This window comes from Nocardioides rubriscoriae, assembly GCF_008087085.1.
In the GTDB taxonomy this organism is placed as follows: Bacteria; Actinomycetota; Actinomycetes; order Propionibacteriales; family Nocardioidaceae; genus Nocardioides; species Nocardioides rubriscoriae.
In genome coordinates, this window is record NZ_VIYJ01000001.1 from 138649 (window position 1) to 160512 (window position 21864).

A 21864-nucleotide genomic window follows, 5' to 3' on the forward strand; every position below is an offset into this window, starting at 1 on the left:
AGGTGGACCCCCGGCTTGACCCGCGTGCCAGGGTCGGAGGGTGACAGACGCACGCGCCACCATCGGACTGACCGGGCTCGCAGTGATGGGCCGCAACCTGGCCCGCAACATCGCCCGCCACGGCCACACCATCGCGATCCACAACCGGACCGTCGCCAAGACCACCAGCCTGATCGACGACCACGGGGACGAGGGCGACTTCGTCGCCACCGAGAGCCTCGAGGAGTTCGTCGCCGCGATCGAGAAGCCCCGGGTCGTGCTCATCATGGTCAAGGCCGGCGAGCCGACCGACGCCGTCATCGACGACCTGGTGCCACTGCTCGACGAGGGTGACATCGTCGTCGACTGCGGCAACGCCCACTTCTCCGACACGATCCGCCGCGAGGAGAGGCTCCAGGAGCACGGCCTGCACTTCGTCGGCACCGGCGTCAGCGGCGGCGAGGAGGGCGCCCTCAACGGCCCCTCGATCATGGTCGGCGGCAGCGACGAGGCCTACGAGCGGCTGGGCCCGATCATGGAGTCGATCGCCGCCCAGGTCGACGGCGAGCCCTGCTGCGCCCACGTCGGCGTCGGCGGCGCGGGCCATTTCGTCAAGATGGTCCACAACGGCATCGAGTACGCCGACATGCAGCTCATCGCCGAGTCCTACGACCTGCTCCGCTCGATCGGCGGGCTCGAGCCCGCGGCGATCGCCGACGTCTTCGCCGAGTGGAACCAGGGCGAGCTGGAGTCGTTCCTGATCCAGATGACCTCCGACGTGCTGCGCCACACCGACGCCGGCACCGGCAAGCCCTTCGTCGACGTCGTCAAGGACGCCGCCGAGCAGAAGGGCACCGGTCGCTGGACCGTGCAGAGCGCGCTCGACCTCGGCGTGCCGATCACCGGCATCGCCGAGGCGACCTTCGCCCGCAGCCTGTCGGGGCACGCCGAGCAGCGCGAGGCCGCCCGCAAGGTCTTCTCGACCTCGCCCGAGGACGACACCGTCGAGGTCGACCAGCAGGCCTTCGTCGACGACGTCCGCGCAGCGCTCTACTCCTCCAAGGTGGTCGCCTACGCGCAGGGCTTCGACCAGATCGCGGTCGGCGCCGAGGAGAACGGCTGGGACATCGACCTGGGCCAGGTCGCCAAGATCTGGCGCGACGGGTGCATCATCCGGGCCCGCTTCCTGGGCCGTATCACCGAGGCCTACGCCGAGGAGCCCGACCTCACGACCCTGCTGACGACCGAGTTCTTCGCCGACGCCGTCAAGGAGGGCGTCGACGCGTGGCGCCACGTGGTGGCGACGGCCGCGCAGGGCGGCGTCCCTGTTCCGGCGTTCGGGTCGTCGCTGTCCTACTTCGACGGGCTGCGCCGTGAGCGCCTGCCCGCCGCCCTGATCCAGGCCCTGCGCGACAACTTCGGGGCCCACACCTATCAACGCGTCGACCGGGAGGGCACGTTCCACACGGCCTGGGCCGGCGACCTCACCGAGAGCGAGTCCTGACCCCATGAGCGCCACCACCACCACGACAGCCGGCGACAACGTCGCCGCCCCCTCCGGCACCTTCGCCATCGGCGGCGACCTGCCCGTCACCCGCCTGGGCTACGGCACCATGCAGCTGACCGGCGAGGGCGTGTGGGGCTGGCCCGCGGACCGCGACAACGCGCTCGCGGTGCTGCGTCGCGCCGTCGAGCTCGGCATCACCTTCTTCGACACCGCCGACTCCTACGGCCCCGTCGTGGCCGAGCAGCTCCTCCAGGAGGCCCTGTACCCCTACGCCGACGACGTGGTCATCGCCACCAAGGCCGGCCTGACCCGCCAGGGCCCCGGCGTCTGGACCCCGGTCGGCAACCCGGCGTACCTGCGCCAGCAGTGCGAGATGTCGCTGCGCCACCTCGGCCTCGAGCGCATCGACCTGTTCCAGCTGCACCGCATCGACCCGGCCGTCGCCCTCGAGGACCAGGTCGGCGAGCTCGTCGCGCTGCGCGACGAGGGCAAGATCCGCCACATCGGGCTGTCGGAGGTCTCGGTCGAGCAGCTCGAGATGGCGCAGGCCATCGCGCCGATCGCGACCGTGCAGAACCTCTACAACCTGGCCCACCGCGACGCCGAGGCCCTGCTCGACTTCTGCGAGAGCAACGACATCGGCTTCATCCCGTGGTTCCCGTTGGCCACCGGCCAGCTGTCGGGCCCCGACGGCGTCCTCGGCGAGGCCGCCACCCAGCACGACGCGACCCCGTCGCAGCTCGCCCTGGCCTGGCTGCTGCGCCGCTCGCCGGTGATGCTGCCGATCCCCGGCACCAAGTCGCTCGAGCACCTCGAGACCAACACGGCGGCCGCGTCCATCGAGCTCACCGACGACGAGTACGACGCCCTCACCGCCCTGGGCGACTGAGCGCCGGCTGCGCGGACCTCGACGAGAAGGGCTTCATCGCCTACCACGTGGTCGGCAGGTTCTGACCCACCTCGCGGCCCGGCGGGTCGAGGTGATCGTGGGCGCGCCGGTCGTGGGCTCGTGGATCGGCTTCTCGGTACGGTGACCGGCGCGCCCCCTCCCGGTCCTCCCGACCCGGCGGGCCTCCTCCCTCCCCTGACAGGACCACTCGATGCCCCAGCTCGTCGTGATCACCGGTTCGGGCCGCTCCGGGACCAGCAGCGCGGCCGGTGCGCTCAAGCGCCTGGGCTACCACGTGCCGCAGCCCGAGAAGCAGGCCGACGAGGCAAACCCGCGCGGCTACTACGAGTCGTCCTGGGTCGTGACGTTCCACGCCCGGTGGTGCCGCAGGCTCGGGGTGCGGGCGATCGACACCCGGCCCGAGGCGGGCGGGATCATGATGGCCGACCTCACCGAGCAGCGCGAGGCGCTGCTACGCCGCTGGCTGGACGGCCAGCTCGCGCTGCGCGCCCCGGACGACGTCGTGATCGTCAAGGACCCGCGCGCCCTGTGGGTCTACCCGCTCTGGGAGCGCGTGGCCGCCGCCGCCGGCGTCGAGCTCAAGAGCCTCACGATGCTGCGCCACCCGGCCCAGGTGGTGCGGTCCACCGACAGCGCCTACCAGACCGGCCGGCCCGACGCCGTACGGCGGCAGCGCGAGACGACCAACGTCGCGGCCTGGGTCAACACGCTGCTGGTCACCGAGCAGTCGACGCGGGGCCGCGTGCGCACGTTCGTCCGCTACACCGACCTCGTCTCCGACTGGCGCGGCGCCCTCACGGTCGCCATGGACCACCTCGGGCTCGACCCCGGCGACCTGACCGCGCCGCACCCGATCGACGACTTCCTCACCCCGACGCTCAACCGGTCCGGCGACGGCTGGGACGGGCTCGCCGTCCCGGCCGCCCTGCGCGACTTGGCCGACCGGGCCTGGCGGGCCGCCGGCGCGCTGGCCACGCAGCCGGACGACGCCGCCGCGCTCGCGACCTTCGACGCGCTCCGCGCGGAGTACGACGAGCTCCACACCCTCGCCCTGGGCATCGCCGCCGACACGACCGAGGCCCGGCTGCACGAGGTCCGGACCCGGCTGCGCGACCTGCGCGGCCGGTTGCGCGCGCGCATCGCCGAGCAGGACGAGCAGATCGCGGCGCTGCGGCAGCGCGAGGTCGCGCCGCGACCCCGGCGGCGGCGCGGCGTCGGACGCTGACGCCGGCCACCACCCGTCACGGGCTCGCCGGTCGCCTCACCCGCCGCGGGTCGCGGTCGGCTGCTCGACGTAGATCGAGGCCCCCATCTCGAGGAACTGACCGGCCTTCTCGGCCAGGCCGGCCTCGACGTGGTCACGGACGTCCTGGCTGATGCGCATCGAGCAGAACTTCGGCCCGCACATCGAGCAGAAGTGGGCGGTCTTGCTCGCCTCCGCCGGCAGGGTCTCGTCGTGGAAGGACTGCGCGGTGTGAGGGTCGAGCGAGAGCGCGAACTGGTCGTGCCAGCGGAACTCGAAGCGCGCCTTCGACAGCGCGTCGTCCCAGTCGCGCGCACCGGGGTGGCCCTTGGCCACGTCAGCGGCGTGGGCCGACAGCTTGTAGGTGATCACCCCCGTCTTGACGTCGTCGCGGTCGGGCAGCCCGAGGTGCTCCTTCGGGGTGACGTAGCAGAGCATCGCCGTGCCGTGCATGGCGATGGTGGCCGCGCCGATCGCCGAGGTGATGTGGTCGTAGCCCGGCGCGATGTCGGTGGTGAGGGGGCCGAGCGTGTAGAACGGCGCGCCGTGGCACCAGTCCTGCTGGAGCACGACGTTCTCCTCCACCAGGTGCAGCGGCACGTGACCGGGGCCCTCGACCATCACCTGCACGTCGTGCTCCCAGGCCCGGGCGGTGAGCTCGGCGAGGGTGCGCAGCTCCGAGAGCTGGGCCTCGTCGTTGGCGTCGGCGGTGCAGCCCGGTCGCAGCCCGTCGCCGAGCGAGAAGGACACGTCGTAGCGGGCGAAGATCTCGCACAGCTCGTCGAAGTGCGTGTAGAGGAAGTTCTCCTGGTGGTGCGCCAGGCACCAGCCGGCCATGATCGCCCCGCCGCGCGAGACGATGCCGGTGATCCGGGGCGCGGTCAGCGGGACGTAGCGCAGCAGCACCCCTGCGTGCACGGTCATGTAGTCCACGCCCTGCTCGCACTGCTCGATGACGGTGTCGCGGTAGACCTCCCAGGTCAGCCGCGAGGCGTCCCCGTCGACCTTCTCCAGCGCCTGGTAGATCGGCACGGTCCCGATCGGCACCGGCGAGTTGCGCACGATCCACTCGCGCGTGGTGTGGATGTCGTCGCCGGTCGACAGGTCCATCACGGTGTCGGCGCCCCACGTCACCGCCCAGGTCATCTTGTCGACCTCCTCGGCGATCGAGCTGGTCACCGCCGAGTTGCCGATGTTGGCGTTGACCTTCACCAGGAACCGCTTGCCGATGATCATCGGCTCGGCCTCGGGGTGGTTGACGTTGGCCGGGATGATCGCGCGGCCCGCGGCGACCTCGCTGCGCACCAGCTCGACGTCGGCGCCCTCGCGGATCGCGACATACTCCATCTCGGGGGTCACGATCCCCTGGCGCGCGTAGTGCATCTGGGTGACGGCGCGGCCGGACCGCGCACGGCGAGGCCGGGCCCGCTGCCCGCGCCACTGCTCGCGGGCCTCACCGCGGCGCACCGCGCCGCGGCCGTTGTCGAGCAGCTGGGCCTCGCGGCCGTCGTACTCCTCGGTGTCGCCGCGCTCGGCGACCCATGCGGCGCGCAGCGGCGGGAGGCCCACCTCGGGGTCGCTGCCGGGTCCGGCCGTGGTGTAGCGGTCGAACGTCTCGCCGTTGGTGAGCGCGACGCGGGTGAAGGGGACGGCGACGTCGTCGCGCGACCCGGTGCGGTGGACGGTGCTGTGGGACGGGTGGAGGTGCATCAGCTCTCCTCGGGAGGGGTGGACGGGTGACGGGACGGGTGGGACAGCACGTGGGCGACGGGACCCCGGCCGCGGCCGAGCTCCCAGGTCGCGGAGGTGACCAGCGCGCGGGCCACGAAGGCCTGCGCCGACCGGGCCGCGGTCTCGAGGTCGAGACCGTGGGCGAGGTGGACGGCGAGGGCGGCGCTGTAGGTGCAGCCCGTGCCGTGGTCGTGGGTCGTCACGACGGCGGGGTGCGAGAGCACCGTGGCGGTGCCGTCGCGGACGACGACGTCGTGGCAGGTGCCGCTGCCGGGGTCGCCGCCGGTGAGCACGACCGCCGGCCCGAGGGCGTGCACCGCGAGGGCCAGCCGCTCGGGCGCCGTGTCGACGGGCAGCCCGGTCAGCCGTGCGGCCTCGTCGCGATTGGGGGTGACGACGTCGGCGCGGGGCAGCAGGACCTCGCGGTAGGCCACCACCACGGCCTCGTCGGCGAGGTGTGCCCCGCTGGTGGCGACCAGCACCGGGTCGACCACGAGCGGGACGACGCCCGCGAGCAGGTCGGCGACGACGTGGGCGGCCGCCACCGACCCGAGCATGCCGGTCTTGGCGGCGGCCACCGGCAGGTCGCCCAGGACGGCCTCGACCTGGGCGCGCACGTCGTCGGCGCCGAGCGCGACGACCCGGTGCACCCCGGTCGTGTCCTGGGCGGTGACGGCGGTGACGGCACAGGCGCCGTGCGCGCCGAGCGCGGCGAAGGTGGTCAGGTCGGCGGCGAGGCCGGCCGCTCCGCCCGAGTCGGTGCCGGCCACGCTGAGGACCACGGCCGGGGTCGTCATCGGTCCCCCAGCGCGGCCAGCAGCCGTGACACGACGGCAGCGGGGTCGGCGGCCCGCATCACCGCGCCCATCACCGCCACCCCGTGCGCACCGGCCGCACGGAGGTCGGGCACCGTGCCCGCCTCGACGCCGCCCAGCGCGTAGACGGGCGTGCCCGCGGCCGCGGCGACCGCACGGCGTACGCCGTCGGCGCCGAGCGGCGGACCGTAGCCGGGCTTGGACCGGCTCGCGGCCACGGGCGACACGGTGACCCAGGACGCCCCCTGCGCGACGGCGCGCACGACGTCGTCCGGGTCGTGGCAGGACCGGCCGTGGGGCAGGCCCCCGGCGTCGGCGACCGGCTGGTGGGAGGCGAGCTGGACGGCGTGGGCGCCGGGCAGGACCGCGCGCGCCGCGACCACGCCGACGCAGGACGCGAGCTCGGCGGCGAGGTCGGCACGCGCGGACCCCTCGAGGTCGAGCTCGCGCAGGACGACGGTCGTCGCGCCGGCGTCGGCGCACCGGGTGACGACCTCGACGAGCCCGCGGCCCTGCGGCAGCTGACGGCGGTCGGTGAGCAGGAGCAGGCGCGGCGGCGTCACCGGCCCACCCGTCCACGCATCGGGCTGGAGGCGCGGGCGGTCTCGCGCCGCGGGATCCGACCGGCCGTCCGCGCCAGGGCGCCGGCCTCGACCGCCAGGCTCATGGCGCGCGCCATGGTGACCGGGTCCTCGGCCCGGGTGACCGCGGTGGCCACGAGCACGGCGTCGCAGCCCAGCTCCATCGCCTGGGTCGCCTCGCTGGGCGTGCCGATCCCGGCGTCCAGCACGACCGGCACGTCGACCGCGGCCCGGACGGCCTCGATGCCGTGCGGGTCGGCGATGCCGCGCCCGGACCCGATCGGTGAGCCCAGCGGCATGACGGCGGCGCAGCCGGCGTCGACGAGCCGGCGCGCCACGACCGGGTCGCCGGTGGTGTAGGGCAGCACCGTGAAGCCGCGGTCGACCAGGGTCTCGGCCGCCTCGAGGAGCTCGACGACGTCGGGGAGCAGGCTGTGCTCGTCGCCGATCACCTCCAGCTTGACCCAGTCGGTGCCGAGCGCCTCGCGGGCCAGCTCGGCGGTCAGGACCGCCTCCCGGGCGCTCAGGCAGCCGGCCGTGTTGGGCAGCACGCGGACGCCGAGCTGGTCGAGGGTGGCCAGCAGGCTGCCCTCGCCGGTGTCGGACACGCGTCTCAGCGAGACGGTCACCAGGCCGGGCGCGCCGGCGGCGACCACGCGTCGTACGGTCTCGAGGCTGGTCAGGCCGCCGGTGCCGAGCCAGAGCGGCGCGAGCTCCTGTCCTGCGACGTGCACGCCCCTCACCCGCCCTGGTGGGCGGTGACGACCTCGACCCGGTCGCCCTCGTGCAGTCGGGTGACCGGCCACTCGGCGGCGCGCACGACGCGGTCGTTGACGGCCACCGCGACGCCGCGGGGCTCGGGCGCGACCGTGGTCAGCAGGGTGGTCAGCAGGGTGGTCAGCACGGTGCCGTCGGGCAGCTCGTGGGGTCGTCCGTTGACGTGCAGGTGCATGGCTGGTGGTCCTTGTCGTCGGGCCCGGGACGGGTCGCGAAGCGGTCGGGGGTGAAGGGGCGGGCTGCGGGGGGCACGTCGAGGCCGTCGACGTGGGCGCGGATCGTCACCGCGGTCACGGGCGCCAGCAGCACGCCGCCGCGGTAGTGGCCGCCGGCGACCAGGACCCGCGCGGGCCCCGGACCGGCGAGGGGACCGAGCAGGGGTCCGTTGTCGGGGCTGCCGGGCCGGTCGCGGGCGACGACCTCGAGCACCTCGGCGGTGTCGAGGCCCGGCAGCAGCAGACGTGCGGTCTCGAGCAGCCGGGCGAGGCCCCCGACCGTCGGCAACGGGGGGCCGTCGCCGGCCGGGTGCTCCTCCTCGGTGGCGCCGACGACCAGTTCGCCGTGGGCCCGCGGCACGACGTACACCCGGTCGCCGTGCACCCGGGCCCGCAGCACCCGCGTCGGGGCGTCGCGGGTGCGGACCCGGACCACCTCGCCCCGGACCGGCCGCACGTGGGGCACCCCGACGGCTCCGGTGGCCAGCACGACGACGTCGGCGACGACACGGCGGCCGTCGTCGAGGACGACACCGTCGGGCGTGGGGGTGGCCCGTGCGCGCACGACGCGCTCGCCCAGGAGGTCCAGCAGGGCGCCGGCGACCCGGCGGGGGGCCACGTGGCAGTCGTCGGGCAGCAGGGCGCCACCGGCGACGCGCGCCGAGACGGTCGGCTCGAGCGCACGCAGCGACCGGCGGTCGAGCTCGTCGGCCCGTACGGCGTAGGTCTCGAGCGCGGCGCACGCCCGGCGCAGCTCGGCGAGGTCGTCGCGGTCGGCGGCCACCAGCAGCGTGCCGCCGGTGCGCAGGTCGACGTCGCGCCCGGAGCGTCGCTCGAGCGAGGCGGCGTACGCCGGCCAGCGCGCCAACGAGTCGAGGCCCAGCCGCAGCAGCGCCTCCTCGCCGAACCAGGCCTCGCCGGCCGGGGCGAGCATCCCGGCGGCGGCGTGGGTCGCCCCCGCGGCCGGGGCCGGGTCGAAGACGTGCACGTCGTGCCCGGCCCGGACCAGCTCGTCGGCACAGGCCAGGCCCACGATGCCCCCGCCGACCACCGCCACCCGCAGACCGGGCAACGGGGCGCTCACGCCGCGTGGACGAGCTCGGCGATCTCCCGGGCGGCCCGGGGCGGGTCGGGGTCCGCCCAGACGGCCGCGACGACCGCGACGCCGTGGGCGCCGGTTGCCATCACGTCGGCGACCCGGTCGCGGGTGATCCCGCCGATCGCGACCGCGGCGATCTCGCGGGCCGCCGCGGCGAGCACGTCGAGACCGAGCGGGTCGGGCAGGCCCTGCTTGGTCGAGCTGGCGTGCACGGGACCGACGCCCGCGTAGTCGGCGCCGTCGGCCCGCGCCCGGGCCGCCTGGGCCGGGCCGCGGCACGTCGCCCCGACCAGGAACGAGGCCGGGGCGAGCGCCCGGGCGTCGGCGACCGCGAGGTCGTCGTGTCCGAGGTGCACGCCGTCGGCCCCCGCGGCGAGCGCCAGGTCGAGGCGGTCGTTGACGATGACCCGGACGCCGTGCGGTCGCACCGCGGCGACCAGGTCGCGAGTCCAGGCCACGACCTCGCGGTCGGTCGCGCGCTTGGCCCGGACCTGGACGGCGTCGACCCCGGGTCGGCCCGCGAGCGCGCCGTCGTGGCCCGCGAGCACGGCGAGGAGCCGCTCCAGCGACGCCCGGTCGAGCACGGGGAGGTCGGTGATCAGATGAAATCGCGGCAGCACGTCGAGCTCACTTCCTTCGCCGGCATGACCCGGGGCAGGTTCGACGGTCGGGGCGGCACCAGCCCCTTCTCAGCCCGATGCGTCGGGCTCCCGTGTGGTCGTCGAGACAGTAGCACCGGCCCCCAGACGTGGTCGGGGGCACGACGACGCAAACCCGGTCGAGACGCGCCGGTGGTCACTGGGAGACTCGGCCACGATGACCACCACACCTGACGCAACGACGCGTCCCGGCCTGATCGACTTCTGGCGTGACCTGCCCCGCGAGGCCCGGCTGCTGCTGTCGATCGTGGCAATCGAGTTCATCGGCACCGGCCTCGTGCTGCCGTTCCACGTCGTCTACCTCAACGAGGTGCGCGGCTTCGGGCTCAGCGACGTCGGCCTGATGCTGGCGCTGCCACCGCTGGCGGGGTTCGTGCTCACCGGTCCGGCCGGGGTGGCCATCGACCGGCTCGGGGCCCGGACCATGCTGCTGGCGACCCTGCTGCTGATGATCGCCGGCAACCTCGTGCTCGCCTTCAGCGAGACGATCCCGGTCGCGGCGGTCGGGCTGGCGCTGACCGGCATCGCCTTCGGTGTGTCCTGGCCGGCCGTGCAGAGCCTGGTCGCCGCCGTGGTGCCCCGGGGGATGCGCCAGCGCTACTTCGGGCTCAACTTCGCCCTGCTCAACCTCGGCATCGGGATCGGCGGCATCCTCGGCGGCCTGCTGGTCGACGTCGACCGCACCGTGACGTTCCAGGCGATCTACCTCGCCGACGCCGCCAGCTACTTGCCGGCCCTGGTCCTGCTGCTCGGACCGCTGCGGCACGTGGCCGGCCGCCCGGTCCACGACCCGGAGGCGCCCGGCTCCTCGGTCGGCTACCTCGCGGTGCTGCGCCGCCCGGCGGTGCGTCCGCTGCTGCTGCTGAGCTTCGTCGGGGCCTTCGTCGGCTACGCCCAGCTCAACACCGGCATGCCGGCGTTCGCCCGCGCGGTCGGCGAGGTCTCGACCCGCGGCCTCGGCTTCGCCTTCGCCGCCAACACTGCGGTCATCGTGGTGCTCCAGCTGCTCGTGCTGCGCCACATCGACGGGCTGCGCCGTACCCGCGTGATCGCGGCGATGGGCTTCGTGTGGGCGGTGTCGTGGCTGGTGCTCGGCGCCGCGGGCCTGGTGCCCGGCACCCTGGGCGCCACGATGCTGGTCGCGGCGTTCGCCTCGGTGTTCGCGCTGGGCGAGACCCTGCTCCAGCCGACCATCCCTGCCCTGGTCAACGACCTGGCCCCCGACCACCTGCGCGGGCGCTACAACGCGCTCAGCTCGGCGTCGTTCAGCCTGCCGTCGATCATCGCCCCGCCGTTCGCCGGCTACCTGATCGACCACGGCCTGTCCGCGGTCTACATCGGTCTCCTGGTCGTCGGCTCGGTCGCCGTCGCGGTGATCTCGGTGGTGCTCGTCGAGCCACGGCTGACGCCCGAGGTGAACGGGGTCGGGGTCGGGCACGCCGACGACGAGGAACGAGTCGACGGCGTAGGCCGGCCCGGTTGAGCGAGCGTCGCGACCGAGGAACGAGGTCGCGACAGCGAGTCGAAACCCCTGCAGCCGACGGGCCGACCTGACGCGTAGCCCGGCCGACCCTAGAACTCCACCCCTGGCGCCGCCTCCTGCCCGGCGGGCGCGTCGTAGAACTCCCGCTGGGAGACGCCCGCCAGCCCCACGAGCAGCAGCCACGGGAGGGTCGCGACCAGGGTGTTGAGGGTGGCGACGGCGTCGTTGTAGTACTGCCGGGCGAAGGCGACCTGGCTCTCGGTCTCGGCGAGCTGGCGCTGGAGGTCGACGAAGCCGGCGTTGGCTTTGAGGTCGGGGTAGGCCTCGGCGACGGCGTTGACGCGCACCAGCGACTGCTGCAGCGCGGCGTCGGCCGCAGCCTTCGCGGGTACGTCGGCGCTCGACGCGGCCTGCTGCACCTGGGTCCGGGCCCGGGTGACGTCGTCGAGGACCGACTTCTCGTGGGCGGCGTACCCCTTGACGGTCTGCACCAGGTTGGGCACCAGCTCGGCGCGCCGGGTCAGCTGGACGTCGATGCCGCCGAGCGCCTCCTGGGCGCCGATGTCGGCGGTGCGCAGCTTGTTGAAGCCGGCGACCACGAAGCCCACCAGGGCCAGCAGCACGACGACCACGACGATGATGACGATCATCTGGACCTCTTCCTCGGGTTGTCTGGGGTCACCACGAACCGCCTCCTCCGCCGCCGCCCCCGCCACCGCCGCCACCGCCGCCTCCGGTCGAGGAGGACTGCGTGGCGTCGTAGGCCGAGATGGCGCTGCCGAGGGTGGAGTCGAAGTCGCCGACCATCGAGGCGATGCCGGTGCCGGACCAGCTGCCCCCGTAGCCGCTGGAGAAGTAGTGCGGCGTCGGCGGCTCGTGACCCATCTCGGTGCGGTACTTGTCGGCCCACTCGTCGGCGCAGCCGAACGCGACGGCCCACGGCACGTAGGCGGTGTAGAGCTCCTCGCGACCGGAGAACTCGAAGCGGTCGACGGCCGAGGGGGTCTGCAGGATCCTCTCGAACCCTCCGACCCGGCTCCAGAGCTCGCGCCCGGCCGGCGTACGACGGGTGAGCGCGCCGGGCCGTAGCAGCGAGATCGCGGCGATCCCGAAGGCCCCGGGCACCAGGCCGGTCAGCGTCATGTCGAAGGGGTTCCAGAACAGGGCCGCGACGGCCGCCGCGAGGCAGCCGAACACCAGGACCGCGAGGGCCCGCACCCCCGAGATGACCTCGAGGTTGCCCGAGGCCGTGCCCCACGCGCGGGTGTAGGCGTCGAAGGTCGCGATCTCGGTCTTGAGCCGCTCCCCCGCGCTCACGCTCGACGGATCGGCGGTGAACGACGTCCCGGGGCCACCGAGCAGGTGCGCGGTGCTGGTGGTGACCGGGTCGAGCCTGGCCCAGCCGTTGGCGCCGGCCTTGTCGGCGACGGTCCAGGTGGGGCCGCTGCGCACCAGGTCGACGGCCCCGTGCTCGGCGGCGTGCAGGAGGCTGGCGACGTAGCCGCTGCGCTCGGTCTGCTCGGTCAGCACGTAGGCCGCCTGCGCCGGCCCGATCCCGGCGGGCGGCTCGTAGGACAGCGGGAAGGCCGGGGGCCGCTCGCGCGCCCGACGCGCGGCGACGACGCCGAGCAGCAGGGCGACCACCGAGGCAGCGACGACACCGCCGAGCACGGGCAGGCTCTGGCCGAGCACGACGTCGTACGTCGGCGACCACGGCAGGCGCGGCGTCGCCGGCGTGGGCACGTCGAGCCCGACCCGCAGCGTCACCGGCGTGTGGTCGGGCAGCGGTCCGGTGCGGACCACGACGGTGGTGGAGTCCTGGCCGGAGAGCTGGTCGCACGGGGGCGGGAAGCCCCCGAGACCGATGCCGCACTGCACGTTGCGGGCCGGTGCGGGCAGGTGGACGGTCAGCCGGGCCTGCTCGATGTCCTGCTGCCAGCCCGAGGGGACGAGGTCCCAGTGGAACGAGCTGGGCAGGCCGGAGTAGCCGGGCTCGATCGCGTCGGGCACCCGGTAGCGCAGGACGTAGAGGTGCTCGCCGGGGTCGACGTAGACGTCGGGGTCACCGATCTTGGCGACGTCGAAGCGACCGTGCTCGCTGGTCGACATCTCGAAGGGCGCAGGCTGACCGTCGAGGGTCACCGCGACGTCCTCGACCCGTCGACGCACCCCCTCGTCGGAGCCGTCGACCCGGTCCCAGAACCGGAAGATGCCGTGGCGCGGCGTGTACGGCGGGAACGAGACCGTCAGGCGCTCCTCGACGCTGAGCCCGCCGTCGGCGGCCAGGTCGAAGGACGCGTCGTAGTCGGTGATGGTCGTGGGCTCGACGGTGTCGTCGCTCGCGCTGGCGGCGGCCTGCGCCGCGTCGACGACCGAGATCACCCAGGCGGGCGCGAACAGCGCGACGACCAGGAGACCCAGCGCGACGGCGTACCCCACGACCTTGCCCACGGCCGTGACCCTAGTGCCAGCAGCCGGCCGGGGCCGGGTGGTCTGGACCGACGACGCAGGACACGGTGCGCCATCCGGGTGGAGCGCGCCGGCGGCCACGACGGCAGGCTGGTGGGGTGCCTCCTGCCCCCAAGACCTGCGTGGCCTGCGCCCGGACGATCGAGTGGCGCAAGAAGTGGGAGCGCGACTGGGACTCGGTGCGCTACTGCTCCACGGCCTGCCGCCGCCGCGGCGTCGACCCGACCGACAAGGCCCTGGAGGCCTCGATCCTCTCGCTGCTCGACGCCCGCGCCGGCGGTGCCACGATCTGCCCCTCCGAGGCCGCCCGCGCCGTCGCCGCCGAGGGGTCGCTGGAGTGGCGCGACCTGATGGAGCCGGCGCGCCGCGCCGCGCGGCGACTGGTCGACGCGGGCGACGTCGAGATCACCCAGGCCGGCCACGTCGTCGACCCGTCGACCGCCAAGGGCCCGATCCGGATCCGCCGCGTCCGCCACGGCTGACCGCCGCACCACACGTCGGTCGAGGAGCTCCCGCGAGGGAGCGTCACGAGACCCCTTGACCGCAGCCGTCGTGATCAAGCCGACCTGCACCTGCGGCGGCGAGGTCTCGTGACGGTTGCCAGCGCCACCTCCTCGACCACCGTGAGCCGAAGACGACCGTGACCCGCCCCCGGAGGGACGGGTCACGGACGAGGGTTCGGCCTAGCGGCGCAGGATCCGCCAGATCACCAGGAGCACGGCGAGTGCGCCGAGGCCCTGGCGCCAGTAGGCCTTGGCCAGGACCGGGAGCACGGCGGCTCCCAGGTCGAGGGCGTCGTCCTGGGCGGGTGCAGCGGCCAGCGGCCGGGGGGTCGGTCGCGGTGTCGCGGCCGCGGCGGTAGCCGCGGCGTCGGCCAACGGGGTGGGCTCGACCTCGGTCGCGGCGACCGGAGCCGGAGCCGGAGCCGGTTCGGCGTCAGCCCCGGTGAGCCGTTGCTCCAGGCAGGAGACGAACTGGCCGAGCAGCTTGTCGGAGACGTCCTGCATGACGCCTCGTCCGAACTGCGCCGGCTTGCCGGTGATGTTGAGGTCGGTGAGCACCTCGACGTCGGTGCCGCCGTCGGCGCCGTCGTGCATGCTCAGCGACACCTGGGCTCCGGCCGTGCCGTTGCCCCGCTTGTCCTTGCCCTTGGCGTCGACCTTGAAGGAGTGCGCGGCGTCGTCCTTGTCGACGAACGTGCCCGAGCCTGCGTAGACCAGCGCGATCGGACCGAGCTTGACCTTGACGGTGCCGGCGAAGGTGTCGGCGTCGGCCGAGGTGAGCTGGGCGCCCGGGAAGCACTCCGCGAGCGCGGCGATGTCCTGGAAGTGCGCCCAGGTCTCCTCGACCGGGGTCGCCACCGTGAAGCGGTGGGAGAGATCCACGCCCTACCCTCCGGACGCGGCGGTCACCGCACGGCGCGTGAGCACCTTGGCCAGGTGGCGCCGGTACGACGCCTCGCCGTTGAGGTCCGACGGCGGGTTGGTGTCCTGGTCGGCCAGCTGCGCCGCGGTAGCGAGGTCGCCACCACCGCGCAGCGCGTCTTCGGTCGCCTTGGCCCGCAGGGGCGTGGAGCCCATGTTGGTCAGCCCGATCTTGACGTCCTCGAGCGAGCCCGCCGAGCCCTTGACGGTCGCCGCGACCGCGACGATCGGCCACTGGTGGGCGACCCGTACGAACTTCTCGTAGTGGGCGCCCCAGCCGGTGTGCTTGGGCACGCGCACCTCGGTGAGCAGCTCGTCCTCACCGATCGCGGTCTCGAACAGGTCGACGAAGAACTCGGCGGCCGGGACCGTGCGGGTGCCGCCGGGCCCGGCGATCACGAACGACGCGTCCAGCGCCAGGGCGGGGGCCCCGAGGTCGCCGGCCGGGTCGGCGTGCGCGAGGGCACCGCCGAAGGTGCCGCGGTGACGGATCTGCTCGTCGGCCAGGTGCTCGACCGCCTTGTGGATCAGCAGCGCGTGCTCCTTGACCAGCGGGTCCTTGCCGACCACGGAGTGCGGGGTCATCGCCCCGATCACGATCGCGTCGCCGTCGTCGCGGATGCCGCGCAGCGACTCGATCCGACCGAGGTCGATCACCATCTCGGGGGCGTTGAGCCGCATCCGCAGCACGGGGAGCAGGCTCTGCCCCCCGGCGAGGATCTTGGCGTCGTCACCGTGGGTGGCCAGTGCGGACAGCGCCTCCTCGACCGTGGTCGGGGCCAGGTAGTCGAACTGGGTCGGGATCATGCGCCCGCTCCTTGCTGGTCGGCGGTGCTCGAGGTGCCGGGTTCGGCGTCGGGGTCGAAGTGCGGCATGGCCGCGCCCTCGGTGGCCCCGCCGGAGCCCTGGCTGTGGATGGCGTTGAAGACCCGCTCGGGCGTGCACGGCATCTGCACGTCGTTGACGCCGAGGTGGCGCACGGCGTCGACGATCGCGTTGACCACGGCCGGCGTCGAGGCGATGGTGCCGGCCTCGCCGACGCCCTTGGTGCCCAGCGAGTTGGTCAGCGCCGGGGTCGTGGTGTGGTCGACCTCGAAGCTGATCGTGTCGGCCGCGGTCGGCAGCAGGTAGTCGACGAACGAGCCCGACACGAGCGTGCCCTGGTCGTCGTAGACCGCTTCCTCCCACAGCGCCTGGGCGATGCCCTGCACCAGGCCGCCGTGCACCTGGCCCGAGACGATGAGCGGGTTGATGATGTTGCCGATGTCGTCGACGCAGGTGTACTTGCGCATCGTGACCTGACCGGTCTCGGTGTCGACCTCCATCGCGCACAGGTGGGTGCCGTGGGGGTAGTTGAAGTTGACCGGGTCGAACGTCGCGTCGGCGTCGATCGACGGCTCGACGCCGTCGGGCAGGTTGTGCGCGGCGAACGTCGCGGTCGCCACCTCGGCCAGCGAGATGCCGGCGTCGGTGCCGACGACCTGGAAGCGGCCCTCGTGGAACTTCACGTCCTCGACGCTGGCCTCGAGCAGGTGCGCCGCGATCGGCAGCGCCTTGTCGATGACCTTGTCGGCCGCCCGCACCAGGGCCTCGCCGCCCACCACCAGGGAGCGCGAGCCGTAGGTGTCGAGACCCTTCGAGGCGATCTGGGTGTCACCGTGCAGCACCTCGATGTCGTCGTACGGGATGCCGAGGCGGTCGGCGACGATCTGGCTGAACGCCGTCTCGTGGCCCTGTCCGTGGGCGCTGGCGCCCGTGACGACCTCGACCTTGCCGGTCGCGAGCATCCGCACCGACGCGTGCTCCCAGCCGCCCGCGCCGTAGTCGAGCGAGCCGAGCACCCGGCTGGGCGCGAGGCCGCACATCTCGGTGAACGTCGAGACGCCCAGGCCGAGCTGGACCGGGTCGTTGCTCTCGCGGCGACGCTTCTGCTCGGCGCGCAGCTCGTCGTAGCCGAAGATCTCCTTGGCCTTGGCCGTGGCGATCTCGTAGTTGCCGGAGTCGTACTCGAGGCCGGCCACCGTGGTGAACGGGAACTCCTCGTGCTTGATCCAGTTCTTCTCGCGCACCACGAGCGGGTCGACGCCGAGCTCGGCGGCGAGCTCGTCCATCATCCGCTCGATCCCGAAGGTCGCCTCGGGGCGACCGGCGCCGCGGTAGGCGTCGGTCCAGGTGGTGTTGGTGAGCACCGTCTGGCAGCTGAAGTGGTAGGCCGGGAACTTGTAGATGGCGTTGAACATGAAGGCGCCCAGCACCGGCACGCCGCCGCCGACGATCGCGACGTAGGCACCGAGGTCGGCCTGCAGCTCGACCTTGAGCCCGGTGACGGTGCCGTCCTTCTCGGCGCTGAGGGTGAGCTTCTGCCACTGGTCGCGCCCGTGGTGGGCGCTGACGAGCGACTCGCTGCGGGTCTCGGTGTACTTGACCGGCTTGCCCAGGCGGCGGGCGACCGCGAACGCGATCATCTCCTCGGGCGTCTGCTGGAGCTTGCCACCGAAACCGCCGCCGACGTCGGGGGCGATCACGCGGATCTTGGACTCCGGCACGCCGGTGGTGGCGGCCAGGGCGAAGCGCAGGATGTGCGGGATCTGGGTCGCTGACCAGACGGTGATCTGCTCACCGGTGGGGTCGACCACGACCGAGCGCGGCTCCATGAACGCCGGGATCAGGCGCTGCTGGCGGAACTCGCGCTCGATGACGACACCGTCGGTGCGGGCCTTGGCGATCGCGTCCTCGACGTCGGTGCCGGTACCGGCCGCGGCCGAGTCGAAGACCCACAGGGCCGACTTGTTGGTGCCGAGGTCGGGGTGCGCGAGCACCTCGTCCTTCATGGCCTCCTTGATGCCGATGACGGCAGGCAGCTGCTCGTACTCGACGTCGACGAGCTCGGCGGCGTCGCGCGCCTCGGCCGCCGTACGGGCGACGACGACGGCGACGATCTCGCCGGCGAAGGCGACCCGGCCGTTGGCGATCGGGAGGTGCGGCGGGGTGACCTGCTCGGGCGTGATGGGCCAGGCGTTGATGCACACGCCCTGGCTCTCGCCGAGGTCCTCGGAGGTGAGCACGGCGACCACGTTGGTCGCGGCCATCGCCTCGGTGGTGTCGATCGAGGTGATCGTGGCGTGGGCGAACGGGCTGCGCACCATCGCGAGGTGCAGCGTGCCGGGCAGCGACAGGTTGTCGGTCCAGCGGGTGCGGCCGGTGATGAGGCGCTGGTCCTCCTTGCGGCGGCGGTCGCGGCCGATCTCCTTGGCCATGTCGGGGGCGTCGGCAACAGCGGTCATGACGTGGCCTCCTCGGCGGGGACGCCGACGGTGCTCGCACCGGCGGACTGGTGGTCGCCCTGGCCGGAGGCGAGCTGCACGGCCCGGACGATGTTGTGGTAGCCGGTGCACCGGCACAGGTTGCCCTCGATGCCGACCCGGATCTCCTCCTCGGTGGGCTTCGGGTTCTCCTTGAGGAAGGCGACGCTCTGCATGATCATCCCCGGCGTGCAGTAGCCGCACTGCAGGCCGTGGCACTCGCGGAACGCCTCCTGCATCGGGTGCAGGTCGCCCCCGTCGTAGGTCGCCGCGAGGCCCTCGATCGTCGTGACCTCGGACCCGTCGGCCTGGACCGCCAGGACGTTGCACGACTTCACGCTGGTGCCGTCGAGGTGCACCGTGCACGCACCGCAGTTGCTGGTGTCGCACCCGACGACCGTGCCGGTCTTGCCGAGCTTCTCGCGGAGGTACTGCACGAGCAGCATCCGGGGTTCGACGTCGTCGGCCACCTTCGCGCCGTCGACGGTGAGGTTGATCCGGGTCATGGACTCTCCCTTGAGTACAGCGATGACTGTGACCCGGCTCACGCTAAGCCCACCCGGTTGGGGGAAGGTTGGGGTGGGGCACGCCGCGCGCGAGGAACGAGCGCGCGGCGTCGGCCCTCCCGGTCGAGCGAGCGTCGCGGGCGAGGAACGAGCCCGCGACAGCGAGTCGAGACCCCTGAGGTGCACCGTGGCCCACTGGGTCAGGACCCCTGCGGCGCAGCCGTGGGTCGAGCGAGCGCTGCGGGGTCTCGAGGCTCGTCGCCAGGGCTCCTCGCACCTCGACCAGCGTTGGCTACCGTGCTCGCACCGGAGCGTGCGGGAGGGAGCCCCATGATCAGCAGGTACGGCAGCGAGACAGCCCTCGTGGTCGTCGACCCCCAGGTCGGCGTCGACGTGCTGGAGCACTGGGGCGGGCCGCAGGGGCGGCGCAACAACCCGGAGGCGGAGGCGCGCCTGGCCGACCTGCTCGCGGCGTGGCGCGGGCACGGGCTCCCGGTGGTGATCACCCGCCACGAGTCGCGCGAGGCGCTGTCGCCGTTGCGGGCCGACGCGGACACCTGCCGGTTCAAGCCGGGCCTCGAGCCGCTCCCGGGCGAGGAGGTCGTCCCCAAGTCGGTCAACGGCGCGTTCTTCGGCACCGACCTCGAGCTGCGGCTGCGTCGCCGGGGGGTGACCCGCCTGGTCGTCGCGGGGTTCTTCACCAACATGTGCGTCGAGACCACCGTCCGCACCGCCGGCAACCTGGGCTACGACACCTACCTGGCCCACGACGCCTGCGCGACCACCAACCGCGTCGGCCCCGACGGCGTCGACCACGACCCGCAGGTCGTGCACGCGCTCAGCGTCGCCTCGCTGCACGGGGAGTTCTGCACGGCCCTCGCCACCGCTGCCCTCGTCGCGCTGTGCGACGCCGACGCACCGGAGCTCGTGCGGGCCCAGGGCAACGAGCCCGGCTGACCGGACCGGCCCGCAGAGAAATGGCGGGCACCAGCGCCCCTGGCCGGTGTGGAATGGAACGATGACCTACCGCCTGGAGCTCACCGACGATCCCACGGCACTCCTTGCGCTGGCCGGGGAGCACCTGGCGGCCGACCCCGTGCTCGCCACCGTGGTCGCGACCGTAGCGGTACGCGCCGTCGGGCGCCCCGCGCCCTGGCACCCGCAGTGGTGGGTCAGCGTGCTCGACGGCGACCGGGTGGTCGGGGTGGCAATGCGGACGGCCCCGTTCCGGCCCTACCCGCTCTACGTGCTGCCGATGCCGGAGCCGGCCGCGCTGCTGGTGGCGCGGGCCGTCGTCGAACGCGACGAGGCGGCGCCGGCCAACGGCGCCCTCCCGGCGGCCCGCCTGGTCACCGAGGAGGTGGCGCGGCTGACCGGCACGAGGGCCGTGACCGCCCGGCACACACGGCTCTTCGAGCTGCGCCGGGTCCTCGCTCCCCCGCGTCCGCCGGGGCAGCTGCGCCTGGCGAGGCCGGAGGAGGTCGCGCTGTGCCTCGACTGGTACCGCGCGTTCGACGAGGCCGCAGCCGAGCAGAGCGGTCGGCCCGCCGAACCCGGCCACGCCGAGCACTTCGACGACGCCTACGTGGCCGAGCGCATCGACCAGGGTCGGATCCACCTCTGGGAAGGGCCGGGTGGCGAGGTCGTCCACCTCACGGCGGCCAACACCCCGGCGTACGGCGTGGTGCGGGTGGGTCCGGTGTTCACGCCGGCCGAGCACCGCGGGGCGGGCTACGCGAGCGCGGCGGTCGCCGAGGTGTCGCAGCAGGTCCTCGACGCCGGACTGCGGCCGTGCCTGTTCACCGACCAGGACAACCCGACGTCCAACGGGATCTACCAGGCCCTGGGCTACGAGCCGGTCGTGGACATGGCCAACCACGACCTGCGCTGACGCAGGGGCGCCCGGTCAGGCGCGGGCGGCGGCGATGCGTCCCTTGAGCAGCGGCTTGGCGGGGTGGGGTGCGTCGCCGAGGACGGCCAGGCAGCGCTCGACCACCGCCGTGTCGTACGGCGCCCGCTCGGCGTAGCGCAGGACCGCGTCGGGGTCGGGGTCGGCGAGGAGCGCCTCGCGCACCGCCACCGCGACGTACTCGCCGAGCTCGGCGAGGGCCGGCGAGTTGGTGCCCGGCAGCAGGTCGCCGCCGTAGGAGTCGACGGCGGCGGCGACGCGGCCGCGGCGCACCAGCGCCAGGACGTGCTCGACGTCGGTGGCCACCGGCATCGTCAGCCGGTAGGGGCGCGACGACAGCTGGCCGCCCAGCGCGGAGCGCAGGTGCGACACCTCGGCCTTCAGGGTCGAGAAGGTCACCGCCTGGTCGCCGTAGACCAGCGCGTGCAGCTGCTCCAGCGACAGGCCCTCGGGGTGCAGGGCGAGCAGGGCGAGCACCTCGGTCTGGCGCCGGTTGAGCAGCAGCCGCTGGCCGTCGAGGCGCACCTCGGCGGTGCCGAGCAGCGTCAGCACCAGGCCGGGGTCGGCGGTGTCGTCGACGACACCCAGGCCGGAGGCGGACGGGTGGTGGGCCGAGTGCGGGAGCGCGGTCTCGATGAGCCGGGCCATGACGCGGGCCGTCGCGAGGCCGATGGGGTGGGTGCGGTCCCAGGTGGTCGACAGGTCGATGACCCCCAGGCGGCGTCCGCTGACCGGGTCGACGACGGGCGCGGCCCAGCAGACCCAGTTGTGGACGATCGGGGCGTAGTGCTCGGCGCTGAAGACCATCGACGGCTCGCTGAACCGGTTGGCGAGGTCGAGGGCGTTGGTGCCGACCGACGCCTCGTCCCAGCGCCCGCCGGCGACGAAGTTGACCGCCTCGGCCTTGCGTCGCATCACGCGCCCGCCGTAGGTCCACAGCACCCGGGTGTCGGGGTCGGTCACGGCGAGCACGAGGTCGCCGTCCTCGGCGGTGCGGCGCAGGTCGGACTCGACGCGCTCGACGGCTACCTGCAGCGGCGAGTCGCGCCAGATCGACGACGTCTCGGACTCGTCGGCCAGCGGCGCGGCAGTGACGTCGGGGGCGATCGCCGCCTCCGAGCGCGCCCAGCTGCTGAGGATCTCAGGACGCACCAGGGGTTCTGCGGCGTCGCCGTGCTCGACGAAGCTGGTCCAGGCGTGCAGGGTGGCGCGCTTGCGCTCGTCGAGCTCGGGCTGACGCATGCCTGCGACATTA

Annotated in this window: 21 protein-coding genes and 1 riboswitch; of the genes, 7 read left to right on the plus strand and 14 right to left on the minus strand. The window is 73.6% G+C overall.

Annotation, left to right across the window (positions count from 1 at the left end):
* Positions 1-40 precede the first annotated feature (40 nt).
* The 3 genes from gndA (at position 41) to FZC61_RS00705 (ending at position 3621) form a co-directional block, all read left to right on the plus strand.
* Complete coding sequence (gndA, locus tag FZC61_RS00695; protein WP_211357025.1) at positions 41-1483, plus strand: NADP-dependent phosphogluconate dehydrogenase; 1443 nt, start codon at positions 41-43, stop codon at positions 1481-1483.
* Positions 1484-1487: 4 nt separating this feature from the next.
* Complete coding sequence (locus tag FZC61_RS00700; RefSeq protein ID WP_148611474.1) at positions 1488-2375, plus strand: aldo/keto reductase; 888 nt, start codon at positions 1488-1490, stop codon at positions 2373-2375.
* A 211-nt stretch (positions 2376-2586) separates the two neighbouring features.
* Positions 2587-3621, plus strand: a complete 1035-nt coding sequence (locus tag FZC61_RS00705; RefSeq protein WP_148611476.1) for a sulfotransferase family protein — start codon at positions 2587-2589, stop codon at positions 3619-3621.
* A gap of 36 nt (positions 3622-3657) precedes the next feature.
* Here the strand turns inward: FZC61_RS00705 and thiC are convergent, their stop codons facing one another.
* The 7 genes from thiC to thiE form a co-directional block, all read right to left on the minus strand.
* Positions 3658-5349, minus strand: coding sequence for a phosphomethylpyrimidine synthase ThiC (gene thiC / locus FZC61_RS00710; RefSeq protein WP_148611478.1), 1692 nt, complete (start codon positions 5347-5349; stop codon positions 3658-3660).
* Entirely contained in the window at positions 5349-6167 is an 819-nt protein-coding gene (gene thiD / locus FZC61_RS00715; protein WP_148611480.1) for a bifunctional hydroxymethylpyrimidine kinase/phosphomethylpyrimidine kinase, read from the minus strand. The genes thiC and thiD overlap by 1 nt, the downstream gene beginning before the upstream one ends.
* A complete protein-coding gene (locus tag FZC61_RS00720) occupies positions 6164-6748 on the minus strand; it encodes a thiamine phosphate synthase (RefSeq protein WP_148611481.1) in 585 nt (194 codons plus the stop codon). Before FZC61_RS00720 ends, thiD begins: the two co-directional genes overlap by 4 nt.
* Entirely contained in the window at positions 6745-7500 is a 756-nt protein-coding gene (locus FZC61_RS00725) for a thiazole synthase (protein ID WP_148611483.1), read from the minus strand. Before FZC61_RS00725 ends, FZC61_RS00720 begins: the two co-directional genes overlap by 4 nt.
* A 5-nt stretch (positions 7501-7505) precedes the next feature.
* A complete protein-coding gene (gene thiS / locus FZC61_RS00730) occupies positions 7506-7718 on the minus strand; it encodes a sulfur carrier protein ThiS (RefSeq protein WP_148611485.1) in 213 nt (70 codons plus the stop codon).
* Positions 7664-8842: a glycine oxidase ThiO gene (thiO, locus tag FZC61_RS00735; RefSeq protein WP_211357026.1), complete on the minus strand. Its 1179-nt coding sequence runs from the start codon at positions 8840-8842 to the stop codon at positions 7664-7666. Before thiO ends, thiS begins: the two co-directional genes overlap by 55 nt.
* Positions 8839-9477 carry a thiamine phosphate synthase gene (gene thiE, locus FZC61_RS00740; RefSeq protein WP_148611487.1) on the minus strand — a complete coding sequence of 213 codons (639 nt, stop codon included), beginning with the start codon at positions 9475-9477 and terminating at the stop codon, positions 8839-8841. The genes thiO and thiE overlap by 4 nt, the downstream gene beginning before the upstream one ends.
* Positions 9472-9581: riboswitch (TPP riboswitch) on the minus strand. Its footprint overlaps the gene before it by 6 nt.
* Positions 9582-9673: 92 nt before the next feature.
* On the opposite strand from thiE, the gene FZC61_RS00745 reads away from it, so the two are divergent.
* Positions 9674-10999 (plus strand): MFS transporter, encoded by a 1326-nt coding sequence (locus FZC61_RS00745; protein WP_148611489.1) that lies wholly within the window; start codon positions 9674-9676, stop codon positions 10997-10999.
* Between the two features lie 89 nt (positions 11000-11088).
* Here FZC61_RS00745 and FZC61_RS00750 read toward each other — a convergent pair whose 3' ends face one another.
* Together FZC61_RS00750 and FZC61_RS00755 are read right to left on the minus strand one after the other, a co-directional pair.
* Positions 11089-11649, minus strand: a complete 561-nt coding sequence (locus tag FZC61_RS00750; RefSeq protein ID WP_148611491.1) for a LemA family protein — start codon at positions 11647-11649, stop codon at positions 11089-11091.
* Positions 11650-11677: 28 nt separating this feature from the next.
* Positions 11678-13450, minus strand: a complete 1773-nt coding sequence (locus FZC61_RS00755; protein WP_170285916.1) for a DUF2207 domain-containing protein — start codon at positions 13448-13450, stop codon at positions 11678-11680.
* Positions 13451-13566: 116 nt separating this feature from the next.
* On the opposite strand from FZC61_RS00755, the gene FZC61_RS00760 reads away from it, so the two are divergent.
* Positions 13567-13950, plus strand: a complete 384-nt coding sequence (locus FZC61_RS00760) for a DUF2256 and DUF3253 domain-containing protein (protein ID WP_148611495.1) — start codon at positions 13567-13569, stop codon at positions 13948-13950.
* A gap of 201 nt (positions 13951-14151) precedes the next feature.
* Here FZC61_RS00760 and FZC61_RS00765 read toward each other — a convergent pair whose 3' ends face one another.
* The 4 genes from FZC61_RS00765 to FZC61_RS00780 are packed head-to-tail and all read right to left on the minus strand — an operon-like array spanning position 14152 to position 18700.
* A complete protein-coding gene (locus FZC61_RS00765) occupies positions 14152-14853 on the minus strand; it encodes an SRPBCC family protein (RefSeq protein ID WP_148611497.1) in 702 nt (233 codons plus the stop codon).
* 3 nt (positions 14854-14856) lie between these two features.
* Positions 14857-15699, minus strand: a complete 843-nt coding sequence (locus FZC61_RS00770; RefSeq protein ID WP_148611499.1) for an FAD binding domain-containing protein — start codon at positions 15697-15699, stop codon at positions 14857-14859.
* Positions 15696-18176: a xanthine dehydrogenase family protein molybdopterin-binding subunit gene (locus FZC61_RS00775; RefSeq protein ID WP_148611501.1), complete on the minus strand. Its 2481-nt coding sequence runs from the start codon at positions 18174-18176 to the stop codon at positions 15696-15698. The genes FZC61_RS00770 and FZC61_RS00775 overlap by 4 nt, the downstream gene beginning before the upstream one ends.
* Positions 18173-18700, minus strand: coding sequence for a (2Fe-2S)-binding protein (locus FZC61_RS00780; RefSeq protein WP_148611504.1), 528 nt, complete (start codon positions 18698-18700; stop codon positions 18173-18175). Before FZC61_RS00780 ends, FZC61_RS00775 begins: the two co-directional genes overlap by 4 nt.
* Before the next feature lie 330 nt (positions 18701-19030).
* On the opposite strand from FZC61_RS00780, the gene FZC61_RS00785 reads away from it, so the two are divergent.
* The gene (locus FZC61_RS00785; RefSeq protein WP_148611506.1) at positions 19031-19657 is read left to right on the plus strand and encodes a cysteine hydrolase family protein; all 627 of its coding nucleotides are present in this window, start codon (positions 19031-19033) and stop codon (positions 19655-19657) included.
* A 61-nt stretch (positions 19658-19718) separates the two neighbouring features.
* On the plus strand, positions 19719-20591 hold the full coding sequence (locus tag FZC61_RS00790) for a GNAT family N-acetyltransferase (RefSeq protein ID WP_148611508.1): 873 nt from the start codon (positions 19719-19721) through the stop codon (positions 20589-20591).
* Between the two features lie 15 nt (positions 20592-20606).
* Here the strand turns inward: FZC61_RS00790 and FZC61_RS00795 are convergent, their stop codons facing one another.
* Complete coding sequence (locus FZC61_RS00795) at positions 20607-21851, minus strand: helix-turn-helix domain-containing protein (protein ID WP_148611510.1); 1245 nt, start codon at positions 21849-21851, stop codon at positions 20607-20609.
* Positions 21852-21864: the final 13 nt, after the last annotated feature.